This window comes from Streptomyces melanogenes, assembly GCF_014649795.1.
In the GTDB taxonomy this organism is placed as follows: Bacteria; Actinomycetota; Actinomycetes; order Streptomycetales; family Streptomycetaceae; genus Streptomyces; species Streptomyces noboritoensis.
The window spans coordinates 21207-45772 of record NZ_BMTS01000025.1 but is presented as its reverse complement, the minus strand read 5'-3'; the positions used below and the strand labels follow the sequence as shown (position 1 = coordinate 45772).

Genomic DNA, 24566 nt, shown 5'->3' with positions numbered 1-24566 from the left:
CATGGCACGCGTACGGTACGGCGCGCGGACCGAGGACGAGATCAGGGCCGCGCGCACCGCGAGCTCCCGGCTCCCCGACATCTGGTCCACCGGTGTGGTGGCCGTCTGGGAGAGCGACCCCGACGCGGTGGCGGCCGTGCTGCCGCCGCCGCTCAAGCCCGCCGGGGATTCACTCGTACGGGCCAACATCAGCCGGGTCGACCTGCCCGGCTATCCGCTCGGCGCGGGCTCGGTGGCGGTGTCCGCCGTGCACGACGGGCAGAGCGGCTGGTATCCGCTGGTGATGCCGATGACCCATGAGCGGGCGCTGGTCGGCGGGCGCGAGGTGTTCGGCGAGCCGAAGAAGCTCGGCGAGGTCACCGTCGAGCGGGACGGCCTGGTCGTGCGGGCCGCGCTCGCCCGGCACGGCATCGCCTTCGTGGAGGTGCGCGGCGCGGTCGACAGCGTGCTGCCGCTGCCGGAGCCGGTGGAGAAGGTCGACTTCTACTTCAAGTTCCTGCCCGCCGTGGACGGCCGGGGCTTCGACGCGGACCCGGTGCTGGTGCACTGCGTACGCAACGAGAAGGTCCGCAAGCTGGAGCGGATCACCGGGGACGTGGTGCTGCGCGAGTCGATGTACGACCCGGTCGCGGACCTCCCGGTCCGGCGCGTGGTGGAGATCACGATCGGCGAGAAGACCACCGACCAGCGGGGCCGGGTGGCCGAACGGGTCAGCGCCGAGGCCCTGTTGCCGTACATCCACCAGCGCTACGACGACCCGCAGCAGATCCTCGACGGCCCGCCGGCGGGGAGCGTGTGATGCGGCTCACCGAGGGGCAGGTCGCCGTCGTCACGGGCGCGGCGAGCGGGATCGGGCTCGCCATGGCCCGCCGGTTCGCGGCCGAGGGGCTCCAGGTGGTCCTCGCGGACGTCGAGGAGGGGGCCCTGGAGAAGGCGGCGCGGGAGCTGCGCGAGGACGGGGCCCGGGTCCACGCGCGCGTGGTCGACGTCTCGGAGCGCGCGTCCGTACGGGAGCTGGCGGACGCGGCCTACGACACGTTCGGGGCCGTCCACGTCCTGTGCAACAACGCGGGCGTCGGCTCGGGCGCCGAGGGCCGGATGTGGGAGCACGAGGTCAACGACTGGAAGTGGGCCTTCGCCGTCAACGTGTGGGGCGTCTTCCACGGCATCCAGGCCTTCGTGCCCCGCATGATCGCATCCGGCGAGCCGGGCCACGTCGTCAACACCTCGTCGGCCGACGGCGGGATCGCGCCGCTGCCCACCGCCTCCGTGTACGCGGTCACCAAGGCGGCCGTCGTCACCATGACCGAGTCGCTGTACGCGCACCTGAAGGCGGAGCACGCGCGCGTGGGCGCGTCCGTGCTCTTCCCCGGGCCGCACATGCTGCGCACCGGGCTGTGGGAGTCGCACCGCAACCGCCCGGCCCGGTACGCCAAGGAGCGCCCGCGCAAGGCGCCCTACCGCAGCCTGGACCAGTGGGAGGCGGCGATGAGGTCGGCCGGGCAGGAGATCGCGTTCACCCCGGTCGAGGAGGTCGCCGAAACGGTCGTCGACGGCATCCGCGCCGACCGCTTCTGGATGCTCCCGCCGAGCGAGCACAGCGACCGCCAGATCAGGGCCAGGTCGAAGTCGATGCTGGACCGGGCCAATCCGTCGTACTTGGAGAACTTCATTCTGGACTGAGGGATCCGCCATGCCGCAGAACGATGTGCAGAACGACCCGTACCTGATCATCTCCTCCGACTGCCACGCCGGGCTCCCCACCGAGCGGTACCGGCCCTATCTCGACTCCCGCTTCCACCGCGACTTCGACGGCTTCCTCGACGGGCGCGACCGCCGCCGCGAGGAGATGACCCGGCTGGGCGTGCGCAACGAGGCCTTCGCGGACAAGTGGTTCGCCGACAACGAGGAGGGCCTGAAGGGCGGTTGGGACGCCGCCCGCAGGCTCAAGGAGCTCGACGGGGACGGGGTGGCCGCCGAGGTCGTCTTCCCCGACGCGGACGCCGTCGACAGCCGGACCGCCGCGCCCTTCGGGGTGGGCCTCGGCCTCTCCGGCGACCAGGACCCCGAGCTCGGGATGGCGGGCGCGCAGGCGCACAACCGGTGGCTCGCCGAGTTCGTGGGCCAGAATCCCGAGCGGCACTGCGGGGTCGCCCTGCTGCCGGTGACGGGCGACGTCGCGCGCGTGGTCGCGGAGGTCCACCGGGCCAAGGAGTCCGGGCTCGGCGCGCTGATGATCCCCTCGATGTGGGTGGACAAGGCCCCGTACCACGACCGCCGTTACGACCCCGTCTGGGCGGCAGCCGCCGAGACCGGGATGCCGGTCGTCACCCACTCGGGGGCGGCGCCCCGCCACGAGTACGGCGACCACCTCGGCATCTACGTCAGCGAGGTCACCTGGTGGCCCGCCCGGCCGCTGTGGTTCCTGCTCTGGTCCGGCGTCTTCGAGCGCCACCCGGGACTGCGCTTCGGGGTCGCGGAGTCGGGCTGCTGGTGGCTGCCGAACCTGCTGTGGTTCATGGACCGGCTGTACCTGGGCGCGCACGGCGGCAAGAAGCTCTCGCCGTTCGCCGAGCTGAAGCGCCCGCCGAGCGAGTACCTGGACCGCCAGGTGTTCATCTGCGCCACCAACACCAAACGGCGCGAGCTGGCCCAGCGCTACGAGATCGGCGTCGACAACATCCTGTGGGGCTCCGACTTCCCGCACCCGGAGGGCACCTGGCCGCACACCCGCGAGTGGCTGCGCAAGACCTTCCACGACATCCCGGTGGCGGAGACGCGCCGGATGCTGGGGCTCGCGGCGGCCGAGGTCTTCGGCTTTGACACCGCGAAACTGGCCCCGCTGGCCCGGCGCATCGGCCCGACCCCGGCCGAACTCGGCCAGAGCGGGGACCAGTCGGCGGTCGAGGCGTCCTGGGCGCGCTCGCGCGAGGTGGGCCGGCACTGGCTGACCGACCACGACTTCCCGGTCCTGGGGGCGGCGTCATGACGGCCGACCGGTACACCGTGATCTCGGCCGACTGCCACGCGGGCGCCGACCTCCTCGACTACAAGCCGTACCTGGAGAAGCGCCACCACGACGACTTCGACGCCTGGGCCGCCACCTACGTCAACCCGCACGAGGACCTGCTCGCCGACACCGCCGACCGCAACTGGAACTCCGAGCGGCGGGTGGCCGAGCTGGAGGCGGACGGGATCGTCGCGGAGGTGGTGTTCCCCAACACCATCCCGCCGTTCTTCCCCTCGGCCTCCCTGATGGCGCCCGCGCCGACCCGCGAGGAGCTCGACCAGCGCTGGGCGGGCCTGCGGGCCCACAACCGGTGGCTGGCGGACTTCTGCGGGCTGGTGCCGGGCCGCAGGGCGGGGGTGGCGCAGATCCTGCTGGGCGATGTGGACGCGGCGGTGGCCGAGATCCACCGGACCAAGGAGGCGGGCCTGACCGGCGGCATCCTGCTCCCGGGCGCCCCGCCCGGCTCGGGCGTCCCCGAGCTGTACTCGGCCGCCTACGACCCGATCTGGGCGGCCTGCGCCGACCTCGACGTCCCCGTCAACCACCACGGCGGCTCCGCCTCGCCGCCGCTCGGCGAGGAACCGGCCGCGCGGGCCGTGTTCATGGTGGAGACGACGTGGTTCTCGCACCGGGCCCTGTGGCACCTGATCTTCGGCGGAGCGTTCCGCCGCCACCCGTCGCTGAAGCTGATCCTCACCGAGCAGGGCTCGGGCTGGATCCCCGGCGTGATCGAGATGCTCGACTACTACCACGAGCGACTGGTGTCGGCGGCGACCCGGGCGGTGACGGCGGAGTCCAGGTTCGGCGCGGGCCTGGCCGAGTCGATGGGCAAGGGCCCGAGCGCGGTCTGGCGCGACAACTGCTATGTGGGCGCCAGCTTCATGCGCCCCCACGAGGTGCCGCTGCGCGACCGGATCGGCCTCGACAAGATCATGTGGGGCAGCGACTACCCGCACGACGAGGGCACCACCCCGTACTCCCGCGAGGGCCTGCGGATCGCGTACGCGGGCCTGCCCAGGGAGGAGGTGGCGCGGATGACCGGGGGCAACGCGGCCCGGGTGTACGGCTTCGACCTGCCGTTCCTGGACACGATCGCGGCGAAGGTGGGCCCGACGGTCGAGGAGATCGCCCAGCCCTTGCACGACATCCCCGCGGACGCGACGAGCCCGGCGTTCGCCCTGGGTGGGTCGGTACGGGTGTGGTGAGGCGGCGGGTGAGACCCTTCGCCGCATGACGGAAGCGGAGACGGCCGAGGGTCACGACGAGGCCCACCAGGGGGCCCTCGGCACGCGCCTGAACTGGCTGCGGGCGGCGGTCCTCGGCGCCAACGACGGCATCGTGTCCACGGCGGGCCTCGTCGTCGGCGTGGCGGGCGCCACGGACGACCGCTCCGCCCTGCTGACGGCGGGCCTCGCCGGGCTGCTCGCCGGTTCGATGTCGATGGCGGCGGGCGAGTACGTCTCCGTGTCGACCCAGCGCGACTCCGAGAAGGCCGCCCTGGCGCAGGAGCGGCGCGAGCTGCGCGAGGAGCCGGAGGCCGAACTGGAGGAGCTGAGCGGGCTGCTGGAGGACCGCGGCCTCAGCGCCGAGGTGGCGCGCGAGGCCGCGCGGCAGCTCACCGACCGCGACGCGCTGCGCGCCCACGCGCGCGTGGAGCTCGGCATCGACCCCGACGAGCTGGCCAACCCCTGGCACGCGGCGGGCGCCAGCTTCCTGGCCTTCACGGCCGGCGCCCTGCTCCCCCTGCTGGCGATCGTGCTACCGCCGTCCTCGGTCCGCCTGTACGTGACGGTCGGCTCGGTCCTGGCCGCCCTGGCCCTGACGGGCTGGGGGAGCGCGCGGCTTGGCTCGGCGCCGGTGGGGGCGGCGGTGCTGCGGAACGTGGCGGGGGGTGCGGTGGCGATGGGGGTGACGTATCTGGCGGGGTCGCTGTTGGGGGCGGCGGGGGTTTGAGGGTCAGGGGCGGGTGCGGAATCTTTTTAGGCGTTCTGGAGGGATTTGATCCGCACTGATCAGGGGCGTGTCGTCGGGCACGGTGATGGTCAGTGCGGACAGGTCCGTCAGGGGGAGAAGATCGAGTGGGACTCCGGCTGTCGTCGACCTGGAGAGGTGCACTGCGGTCAACTGGGGTAGTTCGCGTAAGGCGACCAACCCATTGGGCAGTTCACAGTCGTACAGGAACAACCTTTGGAGCCGGGCGGCGCCCGCCAGCACGGACAGATCGAGGGACTTCAGCTCGTGGAGGCCCAGGTACGTGAGACGGCCGAGGAGGTCGGGCCTTTGGCAGAGGTCTCGCAGTTGCGCCTGTCCGGCGAGCGCCAGATCGGTCAGGAGTGGCCAGCGTTCGATCCCGTCGAGACTTGCGTATCGGATCTGGCGCTGAAGCACCAGCGAGGTCAGCAGGGGGCCCAGGGGCAGTTCAGCGACGCTCTCGATGAGCGCGGGGTGACCGATGAAGGCGCCCTTGAGGCCGGTCGCCTCCCGCAGCGGCTCCAGCGAGAGTTCCGGATCGAGCAGGTAGAGGGAGATGCGCTCAAGGCCGGGATGGGCGATCGGGGTCAGGTCCCGCAATGCCGAACACCGGTTCAGGCCGATCCGCTTGAGCTGAGCGAGGGAAGCCAGCGGGGTGAGGTCCGTCAGGTCCATGTTGCCGTAGAGGAAGACGTATTCCGCGTCCCGTACTTCGGTCACGGGGGTGAGGTCCGAGTGGCTGCCCGTCAACTGAACGAGACGGGCCTGGGGCACCAGTCGCAGGGCGTTCACCTGCTCGTGAGTCGTGGCGGTCAAGAAGGCCTCGGCCCATGCCCCTTCCGCCAATACCTCCCGCGCGTACTCCTCAGTATCGAAGGCCCCCCAGGCAGCCGAGATCTGGTCGGCCACGTGCCCCCGCCCATCCCCCCGAAACCGCGATATCACCTCAAAGGCCGCATCCCCCCTGATCGCCGCAGCCGCCCGCACCACCGCCCCCGCCTCGTACTCATCCAACCCCTCCGGCCCCGGCAGCAGCTCAAGGACCAGCTCGCCCACCTTCGCCAGTTTCTCCGCGTCGTCCAGGCTCCGAGGCGGCAGCAGCTCACGTGTCCGGGTCTGGACCGACTCACGGATCGCCGGGTCGAGCTCGGGGGCGTGCTCAAGGCAGGCTGCCGCGAGGAGCACCAGCCGGTGCCGCAGCTTCGGGGCGCGGTCGGCCCGGCGGAGCAACTGCTTGAGCAGCCGGGCGCGTTCGTCCGCGCGCGCGTGGCCGACCGCCATCTGGACGACGTCGTCCCACGTGTCGTCGTGCGCGTTGGACGCCAGGACGCCGAAGTCCCGGGACTCCACCGCCGCCTTCGCGCCCAGGTAGTCCTGGAAGGTGCGGTGCACGAAACCCACGGTCCCGGGGGCGGGTTCGCGCAGCAGGCCGCTGCGGATCAGGAGATGGGCGAAGACCTGCTCCGCGGTGCCGCGCACCTGGGGCATCGCGGTGAGCCAGTCGGCGATCATCTCCAGGGCCTCGCCCTGCTCGGCCTCCACCTGGGCGTTGCGGATCAGCCAGTAGGCGAGCCGCTGGAGGAGCGCGGTCTGCTCCTCGCGGGTGAGCTCGACCCCCTCCACGCCCGCGATCTCGCGTTCCGTGTCCCGCCGTACGAGCAGCATGTCCAGGGCCGCGTCGTACAGCTCCTTCCTGGCGCGCGGCAGCTGCATCCGGCGGTCCCGGTTGAGCGCGCACAGCAGGGCGCACATCAGCGGGTTGGTGGCGAGCCGCCCCAGGTCGCGGCGGCTGCCGACGGCCTGCCGCAGGGAGGTCTCGTACGTCGCCAGCCGTAGGCGCTCCGCGTCGCTCAGACACTCGCCCCGGGCCGCGTCGTGCCAGTGCCCGATGAACCCGCGGATGTCGTCCCGTTCCATCGGCAGCAGTGTGTGGGCCGCGAAGCCCTGCCGGGAGAGCCAGTCCACGGGGACGGCGGAGGGGCGGGTGGTGACGACGTACCGGGCGTTGGGGAAGGCGGCGATCAGCGACTTCAGCCAGGTCTCGGTGCGGTGGCGCAGCCGCGGCGGAACCTCGTCCACGCCGTCCACCAGGACCAGCGCCCGTCCGCCGGAGAGGATCTGCTCCCCCCATCCGCCGGGTGCCGCCCCGTGCAGCGGCACCCCGCCCGCCCGCAGGAACTCGTCGGGCAGCGGCAGCGCGTCGGCCTGGGTGAAGGCGCGCAGCCGCAGCACGAAGGGGACGCAGCGGTTCCAGTCCGCCAGCTCCCCGGTGAAGGTGCGCCGGGCGGCGTTGAGGGCCAGCCACTGCAGCAGCGTGCTCTTGCCGGAGCCCGCGGGCCCCCGCAGCACCACGCGGTCGGCGCCCGCGAGCGCCTGCTCGGCCTTGACCGCGACCTGGTCGCCCCGGGCCGGGCCGAAGTCCCCGCGCTCGCCGCTCACCGCGAGGCTGATGTAGGCCGTGTCCAGTGCCCACTCGCCGCGCGAGCGCCCCAGCGTCAGCCCGAACAGTTCGAGCCGCCCGTGCGTCTCGGTGACATAGGCCGCATACCGCTCCTCGAAGCTCAGCGCGGCCGCCTCCGGGCGCGGGCCGAGCCGGTCGCGTACGTCCGCCATCAGCCCGTACGTCCGCCCCGCCGCCCGCACCTGCTCCACCGCCGCCCGGGCGGCGAACGCGGGGTGCGCGGTCAGCTGCTCCACCACATGGGCGCAGCAGAGGCCGAGGAGCTCCTCGTGCAGGGCCTCGCCCGGGCCGGGGTGCGGGCGGCGGAGCGCGGCGCGCAGCCGCTCGGGCTCCAGGTCCAGCGAGAACAGGTACTCCGGCGTGAGCTCGCCCGCCGCCGCGAACGCGTCCGCCACGGCGTCGGCCGCCGCCGTCCGCTCGTGCTCCGGCAGCGAGCCGTACGAGCCCGCGAGCCGCCGCCCGAGCACCTTCGCCAGCCGCTCCGGCGGGGCGGGCCTCGGCAGCGGGCGGACGGGCGCGGACACCAGGCCCGCGCCGGGCTTCGGGCTCAGGAGCGCTTTGGCGACGGTGGAGACCACCGTGCCGGCCAGCCGTAAGAGCGCGACTTCCATGCCTGACACGGCAGTTGACCTCCCCTGGGCCCGGAGGAGGGAATCCTACGCCGGTGCCCCTGCCGACATCCGGGTGATGCCCACGGTCCTCGACGCGCAGGCACTCCTGGCACAGGCGTACGGTGAGAGACGGACTCCCCGTACGGCCGGATTCCGTACGCACCCCCACTGACCAGCAAGGACCTGCCCCATGCGCGCCACCGTCATCCACGCCCCCCACGACATCCGGGTGGAGGACGTGCCCGACCCCGAGGTCCGGTTCCCCACCGACGCGGTCGTGCGGGTGCTGCGGGCCTGTATCTGCGGAAGCGACCTGTGGGCCTACCGCGGCGAGTCCGCGCGGGAGCCCGGGCAGCGCATCGGGCACGAGTTCCTCGGCGTGGTCGAGGAGGCGGGCGCCGAGGTGAACGGGTTCCGGGCCGGGGACCTCGTGGTCGCGCCCTTCGTCTGGTCCGACGGCAGCTGCGAGTACTGCGCCGAGGGGCTCCAGACGTCCTGCCCGCAGGGCGGGTTCTGGGGCTCGGTGGGCTCCGACGGCGGCCAGGGCGAGGCGGTCCGGGTGCCGTTCGCCGACGGCACGCTGGTCAAGCTGCCCGCCGCCGCGGCCTCCGACGACCACCTGCTCACCGCCCTGCTGGCCCTCTCCGACGTGCTCGGCACGGGCCACCACGCGGCCGTCGGCGCGGGCGTGAAGCGCGGCTCCACGGTCGCCGTCGTCGGCGACGGGGCCGTCGGCCTCTGCGGCGTCCTGGCGGCCAAGCGGCTCGGCGCCGAGCGGATCATCGCGCTCGGCCGCCACCAGGTCCGCACCGACATCGCGCGCACCTTCGGCGCCACGGACGTCGTCGCCGAGCGCGGCGAGGCCGCCGTGGACGCGGTGCGCGAGCTGACCCGGGGCCAGGGCGCGCACGCGGTCATCGAGGCGGTCGGCACCGAGCAGTCGATGCGCACCGCCGTCGAGATCACCCGCGACGGCGGCTCCATCGGTTACGTCGGCGTCCCGCACGGCAGCGGCACCGGCCTCGACCTCAGCGTCATGTTCGACCGCAACATCGCCCTGCGCGGCGGCGTGGCCCCGGTCCGCGCCTACATCCCCGAGCTGCTCCCGGACGTCCTGTCCGGCGCGGTCGACCCGTCCCCGGTCTTCGACCTGACGGTGGGCATCGACGGCGTCCCCGGCGGCTACAAGGCGATGGACGACCGCACGGCCCTGAAGGTCCTGATCAAGCCGTAGCGTCCCAAAGGGGCGCGGGGCGCTGCGCGACCAGCCACAGACGGCCCGCAGACGAACCCGCGCCCCCGCAGAGCCCTACCGGACAGCTCGCAGCGCGTTCACAACCCCCGCCCCATAGAACCCGCTGTGATGCCGCCCGCCCTCACAGACCCCGTCCGCCTTCCCGTCCCCGTCGATGTCGTACGGGTCGGGGCAGGCCGTCGCGTCCGCGTCCTCCTTCAGGAGCTCCTTGATCTTCCAGGCCGGCGCGTGCGGGTGCGCGGACTTGAGGAGCGCGGCCACGCCCACCACGTGCGGGGTCGCCATCGACGTACCGGCCATGTAGGCCCACTTGCCGCCGGGCACCGGGCCGAGGATCAGCCCGCTGGTGGCCGGGGCCTGCGGCGGCTGGTACGCGGTCGAGTCGCCGCCCGGAGCCGCCACGTCGACGACGCCCAGGCCGTAGTTGGAGAACGAGGACTTCAGCCCCTTGGCCCCGGTCGCGGCGACCGTGACGACCCCCGGCAGCTGGGTCGGGATGTCGAAGCACTCGCGCGGGTCGACGGTCCGGTCGCCCGGCGTGGAGTCGTTGGGGCTGGCCGGGTCGGTGATCGAGTCGGCCGCGAGGTCGTAGCTCTCGTTGCCCGCCGCCGCCACGTTCACCGTGCCCTTGGACTCGGCGTACCGGCTGGCCCGGGTGATCGCCTCGACCAGCGCCTTCTGGTCCGGGTCGGTCTTGCAGTTGAAGTACCAGGGGTCGGTGTAATAGCTGTTGTTGGTCACGTCGATGCCGTGGTCGGCGGCCCACATGAAGCCGCAGACGACGGCCTCCGTGTAGAAGAAGCTGCCGCCCTGGGTGGAGACCTTGATGGCGGCGACCTTGACGCCGGGCGCGACCCCGGCGACACCGATGCCGTTGCGGGCCGCGGCTATCTCGCCCGCCACGTGCGTGCCGTGCGGGGAGCCGCCGGTGGTGAACGGCCGCCAGGCGCCGTCGCTGGTGTCCGGCGTGCCGCCGATGCAGCTCACCGACTTGGCGCGGTCGAAGTTGGGCGCGATGTCCGGGTGGGTGTCGTCCACGCCCGTGTCGATCACGCCGACGGTCACCTTGGAGCTGCCCAGGGTCTTCTCGTGCGCCTTGTCCGCCTTGATGGCCTTCAGGTCCCACTGGAGCGGCTCCAGCGGGTCCTCGCCGGCCGCGGCCCCCGCGGTGGCGGCCCGTACCTCCTCGGCGGTGAGCGCCTTGGGCGCGCCGACGTCGGTGGTCGTCTGCGCGGGCAGCGGCGCGGTCCGGGTCGCCCCGGCCGACTCCACTCCCCGTACCGCCCGCATGGCCGTCGCGAAGCCCGGCTCGGCGGAGTGGACGACGATCACGCCGATCCGGTCGTAGGACTGGACGACCGTGCCCCCGGCCGCCTCGATCGCCTTGCGGACCCGGTCCGCGTGCCCGTACCCCTTGCGGACGTTGACGACGTAGCTGAGCGAGGGCGAGGCGGCGGCCGGGGCGGCCTTGGTGGCCGCGCCGCCCGTCGGCATGGCCGACGCCGTGCCCGGCAGGACCGCGAGCGCGGTGATGGTCGCCATGCCGACGGAGACGGCGAGGGCGCGGTGCGTACGGGAGAAGTGCAACGTCATGGGATCTCCATGTGGTTGACGAATGTCTCGTTACGTACGGGAAAGGAGCGAAAAGGAGCCGTGCGGGACGTACAGAGAAGCGGGGGCGCGGCGCCGCTCGGCCGCGCCCCCCCGGTCGGTCGTGCTACTCGGTCACCGCGCTCAGCGCGTTGACGACGCCCCGGCCGTAGAAGCCGTTGACGCGCTTGCCGCCCTCACAGGTGGAGTCCTGGACGCCGTTGCCGTCCGGGTCGTACAGGCCGGTGGGGCAGCCGGGGTTGTCGGCCTGCTCCTTGAGCATCTCCCGCAGCTCCTCCGGCGATGCCCACGGGTTCTTGGACTTCAGCAGCGCGGCGACGCCGACGACGTGCGGCGTGGCCATGGACGTGCCCTGCTTGTAGCCGTACTGGCCGCCCAGGATCGTCGACAGGATCCGGCCGTTCTTGTCCGGGGTGTCCGGGATCTGGTACTTGTCACCGCCCGGCGCGGCCACGTCGATCTGGCCCAGGCCGTAGCTGGAGTAGTACGACTTGACGTTCTGCACGCCCGTCGCCGCGACCGTGACGACCCCCGGCAACTGGGCCGGGATGTCCGGGCACTTGGCCGGGTCCACGGTCACCGTGGGGTGCGGCGCGGGCTGGTCGTCCGGGCTGGAGGTGTCGGTGAGGGCGTGCTTGGACAGGTCGTAGTTCTCGTTGCCCGCCGCCGCCACGTTGAGGACGCCCTTGCGCTCGGCGTACTTGCTGGCCCGGGTCACCGCGTCCAGCAGCGCCTTCTGGTCCGGGTCGCTCTTGCAGTTGAAGTACCAGGGGTCCACGTAATAGCTGTTGTTGGTGACGTCGATGTGGTGCTCGGCGGCGAAGACGAACCCGCAGACCACCGCCTCGGTGAAGAACAGCCCGCTGCCCTGCTCGGCGACCTTGATCCCGGCGACCTTGACGCCGGGCGCGACCCCGGCGACACCGATGCCGTTGCGGGCCGCGGCTATCTCGCCCGCGACGTGCGTGCCGTGGTCGCTGCCGCCGGTGTACGGCCGCCAGGCGCCCGGCGAGGTGTCGGCGACGCCGCCCACGCAGTTGGCCGACTGGGACGCGGAGAAGTTCGGGGCGAGGTCCGGGTGGGTGTCGTCGACCCCGGTGTCGATCACGCCGACGGTGACCCGGCGGCTGCCCGGGTAGATCTTGGCGGCCTTGTCGGCGCCGATCGCCCGCAGGTCCCACTGGTTGGCCTCGAGCGGCTCCTGGCCGGGCGCGGCCGCCGCCTTGGCCTTGGCGGCCTCGGCCGGGGTGAGGGCCTGGGTGGTGCCCTCCTCGGTGGTCGCCTGCGCCTTCAGGGGCGTGGTGCGGGTGGCACCGGCGGAGGTGACGCCCTTGGCCCGGCGTATCTCCGCGGCGAACGCGGGGTTCGTGGAGTGCACGACGACCACGCCTATCCGGTCGTACGAGACGACGACCGTGCCGCCCGCCTTCGCTATCGCGTTGCGCACCCGGGCCGAAGTGCCGTGCCCGCCGGTCGTGTTGACGACGTACGAGAGGTTCGGTCCGTCGGTGGCGGGGGCCGGTGCGGCCGAGGCCGTGCCCGCCGGGAGGAAGCCGAGCGAGGCCGTGAGCGCCAGGCCGGCGGGGAGCACGAGGGCCCGACGCCGTCCGGATCCCAGATGAGCCATGGGTTCTCCACATCATCCGTGAGAGCCGTCCGGCCGCGGGTCACGGCTGGACGGGTACATGACCAGCGAAGCTATCGCTGATCATGCGGGCCCATCAACGAGTTCGGGCGTCTTGGTCCGAGAAGTTGTGCGAACGACGTGAAGGCGGCGCCGAGAAAAACGACCGGTCTGAACCGAGACGTGACGCCCTCCGTGCCGTTGTCAGGGGGACCACCATCACCCGTCCCCGACAGTGAGGCCCCCCTTGACGTCCATCCCCACCGCACCCGCATCGCGAGGAGACTCCGTGGCCACCGACGTGCCACCGCCCGAAGGCGGTATCGACACGCGCCCCGCCCAGCCCCCCACCGAGAAGTTCGTCGAGGTGCAGGCCAGCGAGGAATTCGCCGAACTGCGCCGCACGCACCGCCGGTTCGCGTTCCCGCTGACGGTCGCCTTCATCGCCTGGTACCTGCTGTACGTCCTGCTGTCGAACTACGCGGGCGGTTTCATGGGCCACAAGCTGTTCGGCAACATCAACGTGGCGCTCGTCTTCGGTCTCGCCCAGTTCCTCACCACCTTCCTCATCGCCTGGTTCTACTCGCGGTACGCGGCCGCCAAGCTCGACCCGCGCTCCGAGGCGATCAAGTCCCGCATGGAGGCCGACGCATGAGCGCCCCGTACGCCCACCTCCAGCTCGCGGCGACCCCCACCAGCGAGCACCGGCCGCTGATCATCGCGCTCTTCTCGGTGTTCGTCGTCGCGACCCTGGTCATCACCGTCTGGGCGGGCCGCCAGACCAAGAGCGCGGCCGACTTCTACGCGGGCGGGCGCCAGTTCACCGCCTTCCAGAACGGCCTGGCGGTCTCCGGCGACTACATGTCCGCCGCGTCCTTCCTCGGCATCGCCGGAGCCATCGCCCTCTTCGGCTACGACGGCTTCCTGTACTCGATCGGCTTCCTGGTCGCCTGGCTGGTGGCGCTGCTCCTGGTCGCCGAGCCGCTGCGCAACTCCGGCCGCTACACGATGGGCGACGTGCTCGCGTACCGGATGCGCCAGCGGCCCGTACGGACGGCGGCCGGCACCTCCACCATCGTCGTCTCGATCTTCTACCTGCTGGCGCAGATGGCGGGCGCGGGCGTCCTGGTCTCGCTGCTGCTCGGCATCACCAGCGACGCGGGCAAGGTCCTGATCGTCGCCCTGGTCGGCGTGCTGATGATCGTGTACGTGACGATCGGCGGCATGAAGGGCACCACCTGGGTGCAGATGGTCAAGGCGGTCCTGCTCATCGCGGGCACCGTCCTGATCACCTTCCTGATCCTGCTGAAGTTCAACTTCAACCTGTCGGACCTGCTCGGCACGGCCGCCAAGAACAGCGGCAAGGGCAGCGCCTTCCTGGAGCCCGGTCTGAAGTACGGCAAGACCGGCACCTCCAAGCTGGACTTCATCTCGCTCGGCATCGCCCTGGTGCTCGGCACGGCCGGGCTGCCGCACATCCTGATCCGCTTCTACACCGTTCCGACCGCCAAGGCCGCCCGTAAGTCGGTGAACTGGGCGATCGGCATCATCGGCGCCTTCTACCTGATGACGATCGTGCTCGGCTTCGGCGCGGCGGCGCTGCTCAAACCGGGCGACATCATCGCCTCCAACCCGGCGGGCAACACGGCGGCGCCACTGGCGGCCCTGGAGATCGGCGGCGGCAGCGGCTCCAACGGGGGCGCGATCCTGCTGGCGGTGATCTCGGCGGTCGCCTTCGCCACGATCCTCGCGGTCGTCGCGGGCCTCACCCTCGCCTCCTCGTCCTCCTTCGCGCACGACATCTACGCCAACGTCATCCGCAAGGGGAAGGCGACCGAGCAGGAGGAGGTCCGGGCCGCGCGCTGGGCGACCGTGTTCATCGGGGCCGTGGCCATCGTGCTCGGCGCCTTCGCCCGCGATCTGAACGTCGCCGGTCTGGTGGCGCTCGCCTTCGCGGTGGCCGCCTCCGCCAACCTGCCGACCATCCTCTACAGCCTCTTCTGGAAGCGCTTCACCACCCAGGGCGCGCTGTGGTCGATCTACGGCGGTCTGACCACGGCGGTCGTGCTGGTGCTGTTCTCGCCGGTCGTCTCGGGCAACCCGAAGACGTCCATGTTCAAGGGCGTCGACTTCCACTGGTTCCCGCTGGAGAACCCCGGCCTGATCTCGATCCCGGTCGGTTTCCTGCTCGGCCTGATCGGATCGCTCCTGTCCAAGGAGGAGCCGGACGCCGGAAAGTACGCGGAACTGGAGGTCAAGTCCCTCACCGGAGTCGGCGCCCACTAGGGCCTCCGTACGGGTACGAGCCGCGGCCGCGTCGTAGGGTCCTACGACGCGGCCGCGTCGCACCTCGTGTCAAACGGCCCCCGCTGTTGTCGGAGCTCTCGCGTAGGCTCGGCTGTACAGACCAACCGGTAAACGGGGGAGGGGGCCCACAGTGCTCATCGACACATACGGCCGTGTGGCCACTGACCTGCGCGTCTCACTGACGGACCGCTGCAATCTGCGGTGCACGTACTGCATGCCGGAAGAGGGCCTGCAGTGGCTGGCCAAGCCGGACCTGCTCACCGACGACGAGATCGTGCGGCTGATCCGCATCGCCGTGACCGAGCTCGGCATCACCGAGGTCCGCTTCACCGGCGGCGAGCCGCTGCTGCGCCCGGGCCTGGTCGGCATCGTGGAGCGCTGCGCGGCCCTGGAGCCCCGCCCCCGGATGTCGATCACCACCAACGGCATCGGCCTGAAGCGCACCGCGGCCGCGCTGAAATCGGCCGGTCTGGACCGGGTCAACGTCTCCCTCGACACCCTGCGCCCCGAGGTGTTCAAGACCCTCACTCGCCGCGACCGCCACAAGGACGTCATCGAGGGCATGGAGGCCGCCCGCGCCGCCGGGCTCACCCCGGTCAAGGTCAACGCGGTCCTGATGCCGGGGCTCAACGACGACGAGGCCCCCGACCTGCTGGCCTGGGCGGTGGAGCACGACTACGAGCTGCGGTTCATCGAGCAGATGCCGCTCGACGCCCAGCACGGCTGGAAGCGCGACGGCATGATCACCGCCGGTGACATCCTCGCCTCGCTGCGGACCAGGTTCACGCTCACCCCCGAGGGCGACGACGAGCGCGGCTCCGCGCCCGCCGAGCGCTGGGTGGTGGACGGCGGACCGCACCGGGTCGGCGTCATCGCCTCGGTGACCCGCCCGTTCTGCGCGGCCTGCGACCGGACCCGGCTGACCGCCGACGGCCAGGTGCGCACCTGCCTCTTCGCGCGCGAGGAGTCCGATCTGCGCGCCGCCCTGCGCTCGGGCGCCCCGGACGAGGAGATCGCCCGGCTGTGGCGGCTGGCGATGTGGGGAAAGAAGGCCGGATCCGGTCTGGACGACCCGGCTTTCCTCCAGCCCGACCGCCCGATGTCAGCGATCGGCGGCTGACTCCCACTCGGCGAGCGGCACCACGTCCTTGAGGAACCCGCGGACGCCCAGGAACTGGGAGAGGTGCTCGCGGTGTTCGTCGCACGCGAGCCAGGTCTTGCGCCGCTCCGGCGTGTGGATCTTCGGGTTGTTCCAGGCCAGGACCCATATGGCCGCGGTGCGGCAGCCCTTGGCGGAACAGGTGGGCGCCTCGTCGGCGATCTCGTCACTCACGGATACATTCTGCGCCATGAGCAGGGGGTGACATGGCGACGCCGAGCAGCCACGGGGGGAGCTGCCCGGCGTCGGTCCGTCGCTCCGACGGGGGATGCGGAGCGCCTACGCAGTATGTCACGGGGGACCCAGTGCGGTGCACCGTAACTTCATGATTGATCTGAGCTTTTCTTGAGCTTTGCAGACGGTGACGGATCAGGTCTGCTCGCGTGACCACGGTTCGTGGTCACGGCTCCCGGAGGCCTCCGGAGGTTCCGCCGGAGCCCCTGCCGGACCCCCCGCCGGAGCCGCCCCGAGCATCGGCCGCGCCGGTGCCGGGATGTACGTCGACGGCAGCGAAGGCACGTTCTCCCGCCCCGCGTTGGCGATCACCACAGCCACATAAGGGAGCAGGGCTCCCAACACCAGGGTCACGATTGCGACAGGGCGTTCGATGTTCCACAGGACGGCCGTCAGCACGACCGACACCGTACGGATCGACATAGAGATCACATAGCGGCGCTGCCGCCCCCGAACGTCCTCGGCGAGACCCTGCCGGGCCCCGGTGATCCGGAAGACCTCGGCTCCGCTCCGCTTCCGCATCAAGCTCCACCACCCGACTCCGCGCCGGACTCTCCCCGGCCCGGACTGTTCACACGGTACGCCCGGTATCCGCCGGGTTCGAGACCGGGGCAGGTCCGGTCTGTGCGATCGACCCGGTGCGTACCGCGTACGGACGAGTCCGACATGCGCCGTATGGCGGATGGGTCAACACTGGCTGCGACTGCTCATGTAGAGCGGAGTGCTCGGCGGAGTGCTGCCGCCGAGCGGAACGAGGAGGCAGCCATGGGCTGGTTGTGGGCGATCATCGTGGGATTCGTGCTGGGTCTCATCGCGAAGGCGATCCTTCCCGGGAAGCAGCACAGTCCGCTCTGGCTGACGACCATCTTCGGCATCATCGGCGGGGTGGTCGGCAACTCGATCGCCCGGGCGATCGGCATCGCCGAGACCAAGGGCATCGACTGGGGCCGGCACGGCCTCCAGATCGCGGCGGCCGTCGTGATCGTCTTCCTCGGCGACATGCTCTACATGGCGCTGCGGGGCAACAAACAGCGAGCCTGACGGTACGGCGAGGGGGCGGTCCCGTGACGGGACCGCCCCCTGGCTCACTACCGTACGCGCAGGTCAGACGCTCTTGACCTCGATCGCGGCCAGGTTCTTCTTGCCCCGGCGCAGCACCAGCCAGCGGCCGTGCAGCAGGTCGTCGGCCGTGACCACCGCGTCCTCGGACGTCACCTTCGCGTTGTTCACGTAGGCGCCGCCCTCCTTCACCGTGCGCCGGGCCGCCGACTTGCTCGCCACCAGCTCCACCTCGGCGAACAGGTCCACCACCAGACCGAGCTCGGCGACCTCGGCGTGCGGCAGCTCGGAGAGCGCGGCGGCCAGCGTCGGCTCGTCCAGCTCCGCCAGCTCGCCCTGCCCGAACAGCGCCTTCGACGCGGCGACGACCGCCGCGCACTGGTCGGCGCCGTGCACCAGCGTCGTCAGCTCCTCGGCGAGCGCGCGCTGCGCGGCACGCGCCTGCGGGCGCTCCTCGGTGAGCTGCTCCAGCTCCTCGATCTCCGTGCGGGACTTGAAGCTGAAGATCCGCAGGAACTTGGAGACGTCACGGTCGTCCGCGTTCAGCCAGAACTGGTAGAACGCGTACGGCGTGGTGCGCTCGGGGTCCAGCCAGACCGTGCCGGACTCCGTCTTGCCGAACTTGGTGCCGTCGGCCTTGGTGATCAGCGGGGTGGCCAGCGCGTGCACCTCGGCCTCCGGGGCGACCCGGTGGATCAGGTCGGTGCCCGCGGTGAGGTTGCCCCACTGGTCGCTGCCGCCGGTCTGGAGCACACAGCCGTGCCGCCGGTACAGCTCCAGGAAGTCCATGCCCTGCAGGATCTGGTAGCTGAACTCGGTGTAGCTGATGCCCGCGTCGGAGTTCAGCCGCCGCGCGACCGCCTCCTTCGCGATCATCTTGTTGACCCGGAAGTACTTGCCGACGTCCCGCAGGAAGTCGATGGCCGACAGGCCCGACGTCCAGTCCAGGTTGTTGACCATGGTCGCGGCGTACGGGCCCTCGAAGTCGAGGAACCGCTCGATCTGGCCGCGCAGCCGCTCGACCCAGCCCGCGACGACCTCGGGCGCGTTCAGCGTGCGCTCCGAGTTCGGCTTGGGGTCGCCGATCAGACCGGTGGCCCCGCCGACCAGGCCCAGCGGGCGGTTGCCCGCCTGCTGGATCCGGCGCATGGTCAGGATCTGCACCAGGTTGCCGAGGTGCAGGCTGGGCGCGGTCGGGTCGAAGCCGCAATAGAACGTGACGGGACCGTCCGCGAACGCCTTGCGCAGTGCGTCCTCGTCAGTGGAGAGGGCGATCAGCCCGCGCCACTGCAGCTCATCGACGATGTCCGTCACGGTCGTACGTCTCCTAGGTCTGGTGTATTGGTGTGCGACAGCCAGTGTATGGGGGTCAGACGCCCTGGCTGACCGAGCTCATGTTGAAGTCCGGCACCCGCAGGGCCGGCATCGCGGCCCGGGTGAACCAGTCGCTCCACTCCCTCGGCAGGGTCTTCTCGGTCCGTCCGGCCTCGGTGGCCCGCGACAGCAGGTCCACCGGCGACTCGTTGAACCGGAAGTTGTTGACCTCCCCGACCACCTCGCCGTTCTCCACGAGGTAGACGCCGTCCCGGGTCAGCCCGGTGAGCAGCAGCGTCGCCGGGTCCACCTCGCGGATGTACCAGAGGCAGGTCAGCAGCAGGCCCCGCTCGGTGGCCGCGACCATCTCGTCCAGCGAGCGCTCGCCACCGCCCTCCAGGACCAGGTTGCCGATCGACGGGGTGACGGGCAGCCGGGTGAGCCCGGCGCTGTGCCGGGTGGTGATCAGCCGCTCCAGCTTGCCGTCCCGCATCCAGTCGGTGGGGGCCAGCGGCAGGCCGTTGTCGAAGACGGAGGCGTCGTCGCCGGAGGAGTGCGCGAGCTGGAACGGCGCCGACTCCAGGCCCGGCTCGTTCGGGTCGCTGCGCAGCGTCAGCGGCAGCCGGGCCAGCGTCTCGCCGAGCCGGGTGCCGCCGCCGGGCTTGGAGAACACCGTCCGGCCCTCGGTGGCGTCCCGCGCGTTCGACGACCACAGCTGGTAGATCAGCAGGTCGGCCACGGCGGTGGGCGGCAGCAGCGTCTCGTACCGGCCCGCGGGCAGGTCGATGCGGCGCTCGGCCCAGCCGAGCCGGACCGCGAGCTCCTCGTCCAGGGCGCCCGGGTCGACGTCCTTGAAGTCCCGCGTGGAGCGCCCGGCCCAGGCGGAGCGCGCCCGGTCCGGCGACTTGGCGTTGAGCTCCAGCGTGCCCGTCGGCTGGTCGTGGCGCAGCCGCAGGCCCGTCGACGTGCCCAGGTACGAGGACGTCATTTCGTGGTGGGCGAAGCCGTACAGCTCGCGGCCGCCCGCGCGGGCCCGGGCGAAGGCCTCGCCGAGGGCGGGGGCGAACTCCGCGAAGACGGCCGAGGAGGTCTCGGCGGGCGCCTCGGTGAAGTCGGCCGCCACCGGCACGCCCTCGACCAGCGGCTGGGCGTCCTCGGCGGGCCCGGCGCCGCGCGCCGCCGCCTCCGCCGCCCGGACCAGCGGCTCCAGATCGTCGGCGGTCACGGCGGACCGCGACACCACGCCCGAGGCCGTGCCCTGCGCCCCGTCGACGGTCGCGATGACGGTGAGGGTGCGGCCGCGGGTCACGCCGTTGGTGGTCAGCGCGTTGCCGGCCCAGCGCAGATTGGCGGAGGAGTGCTCGTCCGCGATGACGACGCACCCGTCGGCGGTCGACAGCGAGAGCGCCCGCTCGACGATCTCGTGCGGCTTGACGGTCGTACGGGAGCTCATCGGCCCGCCTCCTGCGTCGTGTTCAGAATGTTCACGCCCCGGAAGAGGGCGGAGGGGCAGCCGTGGGAGACCGCCGCCACCTGGCCCGGCTGGGCCTTGCCGCAGTTGAAGGCGCCGCCGAGCACGTACGTCTGCGGGCCGCCGACCTTCTCCATCGAGCCCCAGAAGTCCGTGGTGGTCGCCTGGTAGGCGACGTCACGGAGCTGGCCGGCCAGCCGGCCGTTCTCGATGCGGAAGAAGCGCTGCCCGGTGAACTGGAAGTTGTAGCGCTGCATGTCGATCGACCACGAGCGGTCGCCGACCACGTAGATGCCCCGCTCCACGCCCCCGATCAGGTCCTCCGTGGAGAGCCCGCCCGGGTCCGGCTGGAGCGAGACGTTGGCCATGCGCTGGACCGGGACGTGCCCGGGGGAGTCCGCGAAGGCGCAGCCGTTGGAGCGGCCCAGGCCCGTCAACTTGGCGATGCGGCGGTCCAGTTGGTAGCCCACCAGGGTGCCGTCCTTCACCAGGTCCCAGGACTGCCCCTCGACGCCCTCGTCGTCGTACCCGATCGTCGCGAGCCCGTGCTCGGCGGTGCGGTCACCCGTCACGTTCATGATCGAGGAGCCGTACGCCAGCTTGCCCAGCTGGTCGAAGGTGGCGAACGAGGTGCCCGCGTACGCCGCCTCGTACCCCAGCGCCCGGTCCAGCTCGGTGGCGTGGCCGATCGACTCGTGGATGGTCAGCCACAGGTTCGACGGGTCCACCACCAGGTCGTACGACCCGGCCTCGACGCTCGGCGCCCGCATCTTCTCGGCGAGCAGCGCCGGGATCTGCTCCAGCTCGGAGTCCCAGTCCCAGCCGGTGCCCGTCAGGTACTCCCAGCCGCGCCCGACCGGCGGCGCGAGCGTGCGCATCGAGTCGAACTCGCCGGTCTCGCCGTCCACGGCCACCGCGGTGAGCTGCGGGTGCAGCCGCACCCGCTGCTGGGTGGTGACGGTGCCCGCCGTGTCCGCGTAGAACTTGTTCTCGTGGACGGTGAGCAGCGAGGCGTCCACATGGGCGACCCCGTCCGCCCGCAGCAGCCGCTCGCTCCAGTCGGCCAGCAGCGCGCTCTTCTCCTCGTCCGGTACGGAGAACGGGTCGATCTCGTACGAGGAGATCCACGTCCGGTCGGCGTGCACCGGCTCGGGCGCCAGCTCCACCCGTTCGTCCGAACCCGCCGCCGCGATCACCTGCGCCGACAGCTTCGCCATCGCCACGGCCTGCGAGGCGACCTTGGCGGCGGCGTCCATGGTGAGGTCGACGCCGGAGGCGAAGCCCCAGGCGCCGCCGTGCACCACCCGGACCGCGTAACCGAGGTCCGTGGTGTCGGACGAGCCCGAGGGCCGGGCGTCGCGCAGCCGCCAGGCCGCGCTGCGGACCCGCTCCAGGCGGAAGTCGGCGTGGTCGGCGCCGAGCGCGCGGGCCCGCGCGAGCGCGGCGTCGGCGAGCGCCCGCAGCGGCAGCGCGGTGAAGGCCGCGTCGATGGAATGAGGCACGGATGTCTCCTGTCGTGTGAGACCGGTCGCCCCGATCATGTCGCGGTTCGGGGCCGCCTGCCTATCCCTTTCTGTAGGGACCCCACAGCGCTTTCCGTACGCCACTGTCACAGGTCGATTCCCCGTACAACGGCCGGTACCGATAGTTTGCGGAAGTACGAAACCGCTATCGAAAGGGTGATCCGTTGAGCCGCTCGGTTCTCGTCACCGGAGGAAACCGGGGCATCGGCCTCGCCATCGCCCGCGCTTTCGCCTCCATGGGCGACAAGGTCGCGATCACCTACCGCTCCGGGGAGCCGGACGCCCTCCAGGAGGAGGGGTTCCTCGCCGTCAAGTGCGACATCACCGACGCCGAGCAGGTGGAGCAGGCCTACAAGCAGATCGAGGAGGCCCACGGGCCCGTCGAGGTGCTCGTCGCCAACGCCGGGGTCACCAAGGACCAGCTGCTGATGCGGATGTCCGAGGAGGACTTCACCTCGGTCCTGGACACCAACCTCACCGGCACCTTCCGGGTCGTGAAGCGCGCCAACCGCGGCATGCTGCGCGCCAAGAAGGGCCGCGTCGTCCTGATCTCTTCCGTCGTCGGCCTGATGGGCTCGCCCGGCCAGGCCAACTACGCGGCCTCCAAGGCCGGTCTCGTCGGGTTCGCCCGCTCCCTCGCGCGCGAGCTGGGCTCCCGCAACATCACTTTCAACGTCGTCGCACCCGGTTTTGTCGACACCGACATGACCAAGGTGCTCACCGACGAGCAGCGCACCTCGATCCTCTCCGGGGTGCCGCTGGGCCGCTACGCGCAGCCCGAGGAGATCGCGGCCGCGGTCCGCTTCCTCGCCTCGGACGACGCCTCGTACATCACTGGTGCCGTCATCCCGGTTGACGGCGGATTGGGCATGGGTCACTGATCACATGAGCGGAATTCTCGACGGCAAGCGCATCCTGATCACGGGCGTGCTGATGGAGTCCTCCATCGCCTTCCACGCCGCGAAGCTGGCCCAGGAGCAGGGCGCCGAGGTCATCCTGACCGCCTTCCCGCGGCCCACGCTCACCGAGCGCATCGCCAAGAAGCTCCCCAAGCCCGCCAAGGTCATCGAGCTCGACGTGACCAACCAGGAGCACCTGGACCGGCTCGCGGGCCTGGTCAAGGAGGAGCTCGGCGGCCTCGACGGCGTCGTCCACTCCATCGGCTTCGCCCCGCAGGACGCCCTCGGCGGCAACTTCCTCAACACCCCGTTCGAGTCGGTCTCGACGGCCATGCACGTCTCGGCGTTCTCGCTGAAGTCGCTGACCATGGCCTGCCGCCCGCTGATGAGCTCGGGCAGCGCGGTCGTCGGTCTGACCTTCGACGCGCAGTTCGCCTGGCCGCAGTACGACTGGATGGGCCCGGCGAAGGCCGCCCTGGAGGCGACCTCCCGCTACCTCGCCCGCGACCTGGGCAAGGAGAACATCCGCTGCAACCTGGTCTCGGCGGGCCCGATCGGCTCCATGGCCGCGAAGTCCATCCCGGGCTTCTCGGACCTGGCGGACGTGTGGAACACGCGCTCGCCGCTGGAGTGGAACATGGCCGACCCCGAGCCGGCCGGCCGCGGCATCGTGGCCCTGCTCTCGGACTGGTTCCCGAAGACGACGGGCGAGATCGTCCACGTCGACGGCGGCGTGCACATGATGGGTGCCTGAGCCTCTCGCTTCACACGGCCGCCCTCCGTCCGCGCGCGCGGACGGAGGGCGGCCGTCGTGCGTGTCCGGCCAACTCCCCGCAGACTGATCGAAGCGGACAAGTCGGGCAGTCGGCCGGGGAGGAGGTGGGGCGGTGCGGCCCTTGCGTACGGTCCAGCGCCGAGCCGTCGCCCTGGCGGCGCTGCTCGTCACGGCGCTCGCCGCACTCGCCCTTCCCTCGGTCGTCCGGGCCGCCACCGCCGACGACCCCGCCCCGGCCGCGCCGCCCGAGCCCTTCGGGGCCGACTGCCGCACCTCGGTCCGGGGCTCGCACGTCATCGCGTACTGCCACAACCCGTACCCCGACATCGACCGGGTGCGGCTGCACACCGAGTGCGCCCGCTGGTGGGACATCGACGCCGACGCGGCCCCGGTGGAGGTGGCGCCGGCGCAGACCGTACGGCTCACCGACCGCTGCTGGAAAGAGGTGCGGGCGGTGTGGGTCACCCATGAGAAGGCGACCGCGCCGGCGGGCACGAAGCCGCCGGGAGCCGTTCGTTAGAGCGGTTGGCTAGAGCCGTTCGCCCAGGCAGAAGAACGCGTGGCCCGCGGCCTCCGCGGCGGCGGTCTCCGCGTCGCCCGCCCGGATCGCCTCGACGAGCCGGGCGTGGTCCATGTGGTTCTCCGGCCGCAGCTCGCGGCCCACGTCGTCGCGGAGCCAGTCGCGCAGCAGGTCGCCGAGGTCGGCGTAGAGCTCGGTCAGGACGTCGTTGTGCGAGGCCGCGACGATCGCCAGGTGCAGCGTGGCGTCGGCGGCGACGAACGCCTCCGCGTCGCCCGACCCCCAGGCCTCCTCGCGCCGTGCGAGCAGCGCGTCCAGCTGGGCCAGATCGCGTGCCGTACGCCGTTCGGCCGCGAGGCGGGCCGCCGACGACTCGAGGGTGGAGCGCAGTTCGGCCACATGGCGGGGATCGGCGTCGGCGAAGCGCCGGTGCATCACCCCCGCCAGCTCGCTCGTCGCGACCACGTAGGTGCCCGAGCCCTGCCGGATGTCCAGCAGCCCGTTGTGCGCGAGCGCCCGGACCGCCTCGCGGACCGTGTTGCGCGCCACCCCCAGCTGCTCGACCAGCTCGGGTTCGGTGGGGATGCGCGATCCCACCGGCCACTCGCCCGAGGTGATCTGGTTGCGCAGCTGCGCGATCACCTGGTCGGCGAGGGCGGACCGCCGGGGAGAGCTCAGCGTCATGCCGCTCCTTGTAGTGAGAGTCGCCCAGATTGTAGTGAGGGCGGGCCCAAGCGATTGGACAACCAATCATCCCATGAT

22 protein-coding genes are annotated in these 24566 nt (G+C 71.6%); 13 read left to right on the top strand and 9 right to left on the bottom strand.

Going from position 1 to position 24566, the window contains the following annotated elements; all coding sequences use genetic code 11:
- Nucleotide 1 precedes the first annotated feature (1 nt).
- The 5 genes from IE252_RS35660 to IE252_RS35640 are packed head-to-tail and all read left to right on the top strand — an operon-like array spanning nucleotide 2 to nucleotide 4963.
- On the top strand, nucleotides 2–799 hold the full coding sequence (locus tag IE252_RS35660) for an acetoacetate decarboxylase family protein (protein WP_190093622.1): 798 nt from the start codon (nucleotides 2–4) through the stop codon (nucleotides 797–799).
- Nucleotides 799–1683 (top strand): SDR family NAD(P)-dependent oxidoreductase, encoded by an 885-nt coding sequence (locus tag IE252_RS35655; RefSeq protein ID WP_190093621.1) that lies wholly within the window; start codon nucleotides 799–801, stop codon nucleotides 1681–1683. The genes IE252_RS35660 and IE252_RS35655 overlap by 1 nt, the downstream gene beginning before the upstream one ends.
- Nucleotides 1684–1693: 10 nt before the next feature.
- A complete protein-coding gene (locus IE252_RS35650; RefSeq protein WP_190093620.1) occupies nucleotides 1694–2989 on the top strand; it encodes an amidohydrolase family protein in 1296 nt (431 codons plus the stop codon).
- Nucleotides 2986–4215: an amidohydrolase family protein gene (locus IE252_RS35645; protein ID WP_190093619.1), complete on the top strand. Its 1230-nt coding sequence runs from the start codon at nucleotides 2986–2988 to the stop codon at nucleotides 4213–4215. The genes IE252_RS35650 and IE252_RS35645 overlap by 4 nt, the downstream gene beginning before the upstream one ends.
- A gap of 25 nt (nucleotides 4216–4240) precedes the next feature.
- Entirely contained in the window at nucleotides 4241–4963 is a 723-nt protein-coding gene (locus tag IE252_RS35640; protein ID WP_190093618.1) for a VIT1/CCC1 transporter family protein, read from the top strand.
- Between the two features lie 3 nt (nucleotides 4964–4966).
- Here IE252_RS35640 and IE252_RS35635 read toward each other — a convergent pair whose 3' ends face one another.
- Nucleotides 4967–8053: an NACHT domain-containing protein gene (locus tag IE252_RS35635; RefSeq protein WP_190093617.1), complete on the bottom strand. Its 3087-nt coding sequence runs from the start codon at nucleotides 8051–8053 to the stop codon at nucleotides 4967–4969.
- A 190-nt stretch (nucleotides 8054–8243) separates the two neighbouring features.
- Here IE252_RS35635 and IE252_RS35630 point away from each other — a divergent pair, with 190 nt between their 5' ends.
- Nucleotides 8244–9287 (top strand): zinc-dependent alcohol dehydrogenase family protein, encoded by a 1044-nt coding sequence (locus IE252_RS35630; RefSeq protein ID WP_190093616.1) that lies wholly within the window; start codon nucleotides 8244–8246, stop codon nucleotides 9285–9287.
- A 75-nt stretch (nucleotides 9288–9362) separates the two neighbouring features.
- Here the strand turns inward: IE252_RS35630 and IE252_RS35625 are convergent, their stop codons facing one another.
- Together IE252_RS35625 and IE252_RS35620 are read right to left on the bottom strand one after the other, a co-directional pair.
- Nucleotides 9363–10901, bottom strand: a complete 1539-nt coding sequence (locus IE252_RS35625; RefSeq protein ID WP_190093615.1) for a S8 family serine peptidase — start codon at nucleotides 10899–10901, stop codon at nucleotides 9363–9365.
- 124 nt (nucleotides 10902–11025) lie between these two features.
- On the bottom strand, nucleotides 11026–12546 hold the full coding sequence (locus IE252_RS35620; protein WP_190093614.1) for a S8 family peptidase: 1521 nt from the start codon (nucleotides 12544–12546) through the stop codon (nucleotides 11026–11028).
- A 286-nt stretch (nucleotides 12547–12832) separates the two neighbouring features.
- Here IE252_RS35620 and IE252_RS35615 point away from each other — a divergent pair, with 286 nt between their 5' ends.
- From IE252_RS35615 to moaA, 3 genes are all read left to right on the top strand, one after another.
- On the top strand, nucleotides 12833–13198 hold the full coding sequence (locus tag IE252_RS35615) for a DUF485 domain-containing protein (RefSeq protein ID WP_190093613.1): 366 nt from the start codon (nucleotides 12833–12835) through the stop codon (nucleotides 13196–13198).
- Nucleotides 13195–14829 (top strand): monocarboxylic acid transporter, encoded by a 1635-nt coding sequence (locus IE252_RS35610; protein ID WP_190093612.1) that lies wholly within the window; start codon nucleotides 13195–13197, stop codon nucleotides 14827–14829. Before IE252_RS35615 ends, IE252_RS35610 begins: the two co-directional genes overlap by 4 nt.
- A gap of 151 nt (nucleotides 14830–14980) precedes the next feature.
- On the top strand, nucleotides 14981–15970 hold the full coding sequence (gene moaA / locus IE252_RS35605; RefSeq protein ID WP_190093611.1) for a GTP 3',8-cyclase MoaA: 990 nt from the start codon (nucleotides 14981–14983) through the stop codon (nucleotides 15968–15970).
- On the opposite strand, the gene IE252_RS35600 is transcribed toward moaA, so the two are convergent.
- Both IE252_RS35600 and IE252_RS35595 read right to left on the bottom strand, forming a co-directional pair.
- Nucleotides 15953–16201: a hypothetical protein gene (locus tag IE252_RS35600; RefSeq protein WP_101387680.1), complete on the bottom strand. Its 249-nt coding sequence runs from the start codon at nucleotides 16199–16201 to the stop codon at nucleotides 15953–15955. The genes moaA and IE252_RS35600 overlap by 18 nt on opposite strands.
- A gap of 177 nt (nucleotides 16202–16378) precedes the next feature.
- Nucleotides 16379–16765 carry a DUF3099 domain-containing protein gene (locus IE252_RS35595; RefSeq protein WP_190093610.1) on the bottom strand — a complete coding sequence of 129 codons (387 nt, stop codon included), beginning with the start codon at nucleotides 16763–16765 and terminating at the stop codon, nucleotides 16379–16381.
- A 243-nt stretch (nucleotides 16766–17008) separates the two neighbouring features.
- Between IE252_RS35595 and IE252_RS35590 the strand changes: the two genes are divergently transcribed.
- Nucleotides 17009–17284, top strand: a complete 276-nt coding sequence (locus tag IE252_RS35590) for a GlsB/YeaQ/YmgE family stress response membrane protein (protein WP_190093609.1) — start codon at nucleotides 17009–17011, stop codon at nucleotides 17282–17284.
- Between the two features lie 63 nt (nucleotides 17285–17347).
- Here the strand turns inward: IE252_RS35590 and tyrS are convergent, their stop codons facing one another.
- From tyrS to IE252_RS35575, 3 genes are read right to left on the bottom strand one after another with little or no spacing between them, the layout of a single operon-like run.
- A complete protein-coding gene (tyrS, locus tag IE252_RS35585; protein WP_190093608.1) occupies nucleotides 17348–18616 on the bottom strand; it encodes a tyrosine--tRNA ligase in 1269 nt (422 codons plus the stop codon).
- A gap of 55 nt (nucleotides 18617–18671) precedes the next feature.
- Entirely contained in the window at nucleotides 18672–20069 is a 1398-nt protein-coding gene (locus IE252_RS35580; RefSeq protein ID WP_190093607.1) for a metallopeptidase TldD-related protein, read from the bottom strand.
- Nucleotides 20066–21628, bottom strand: a complete 1563-nt coding sequence (locus tag IE252_RS35575; RefSeq protein ID WP_373298667.1) for a TldD/PmbA family protein — start codon at nucleotides 21626–21628, stop codon at nucleotides 20066–20068. The genes IE252_RS35580 and IE252_RS35575 overlap by 4 nt, the downstream gene beginning before the upstream one ends.
- 146 nt (nucleotides 21629–21774) lie before the next feature.
- Between IE252_RS35575 and fabG the strand changes: the two genes are divergently transcribed.
- From fabG to IE252_RS35560, 3 genes are all read left to right on the top strand, one after another.
- Nucleotides 21775–22491, top strand: a complete 717-nt coding sequence (gene fabG, locus IE252_RS35570; RefSeq protein WP_101387674.1) for a 3-oxoacyl-[acyl-carrier-protein] reductase — start codon at nucleotides 21775–21777, stop codon at nucleotides 22489–22491.
- 4 nt (nucleotides 22492–22495) lie between these two features.
- On the top strand, nucleotides 22496–23263 hold the full coding sequence (fabI, locus tag IE252_RS35565) for an enoyl-ACP reductase FabI (RefSeq protein ID WP_190093605.1): 768 nt from the start codon (nucleotides 22496–22498) through the stop codon (nucleotides 23261–23263).
- A gap of 142 nt (nucleotides 23264–23405) precedes the next feature.
- The gene (locus IE252_RS35560; protein WP_229849002.1) at nucleotides 23406–23804 is read left to right on the top strand and encodes a hypothetical protein; all 399 of its coding nucleotides are present in this window, start codon (nucleotides 23406–23408) and stop codon (nucleotides 23802–23804) included.
- A 9-nt stretch (nucleotides 23805–23813) separates the two neighbouring features.
- Here the strand turns inward: IE252_RS35560 and IE252_RS35555 are convergent, their stop codons facing one another.
- On the bottom strand, nucleotides 23814–24488 hold the full coding sequence (locus tag IE252_RS35555) for a FadR/GntR family transcriptional regulator (protein ID WP_190093604.1): 675 nt from the start codon (nucleotides 24486–24488) through the stop codon (nucleotides 23814–23816).
- Nucleotides 24489–24566 lie beyond the last annotated feature (78 nt).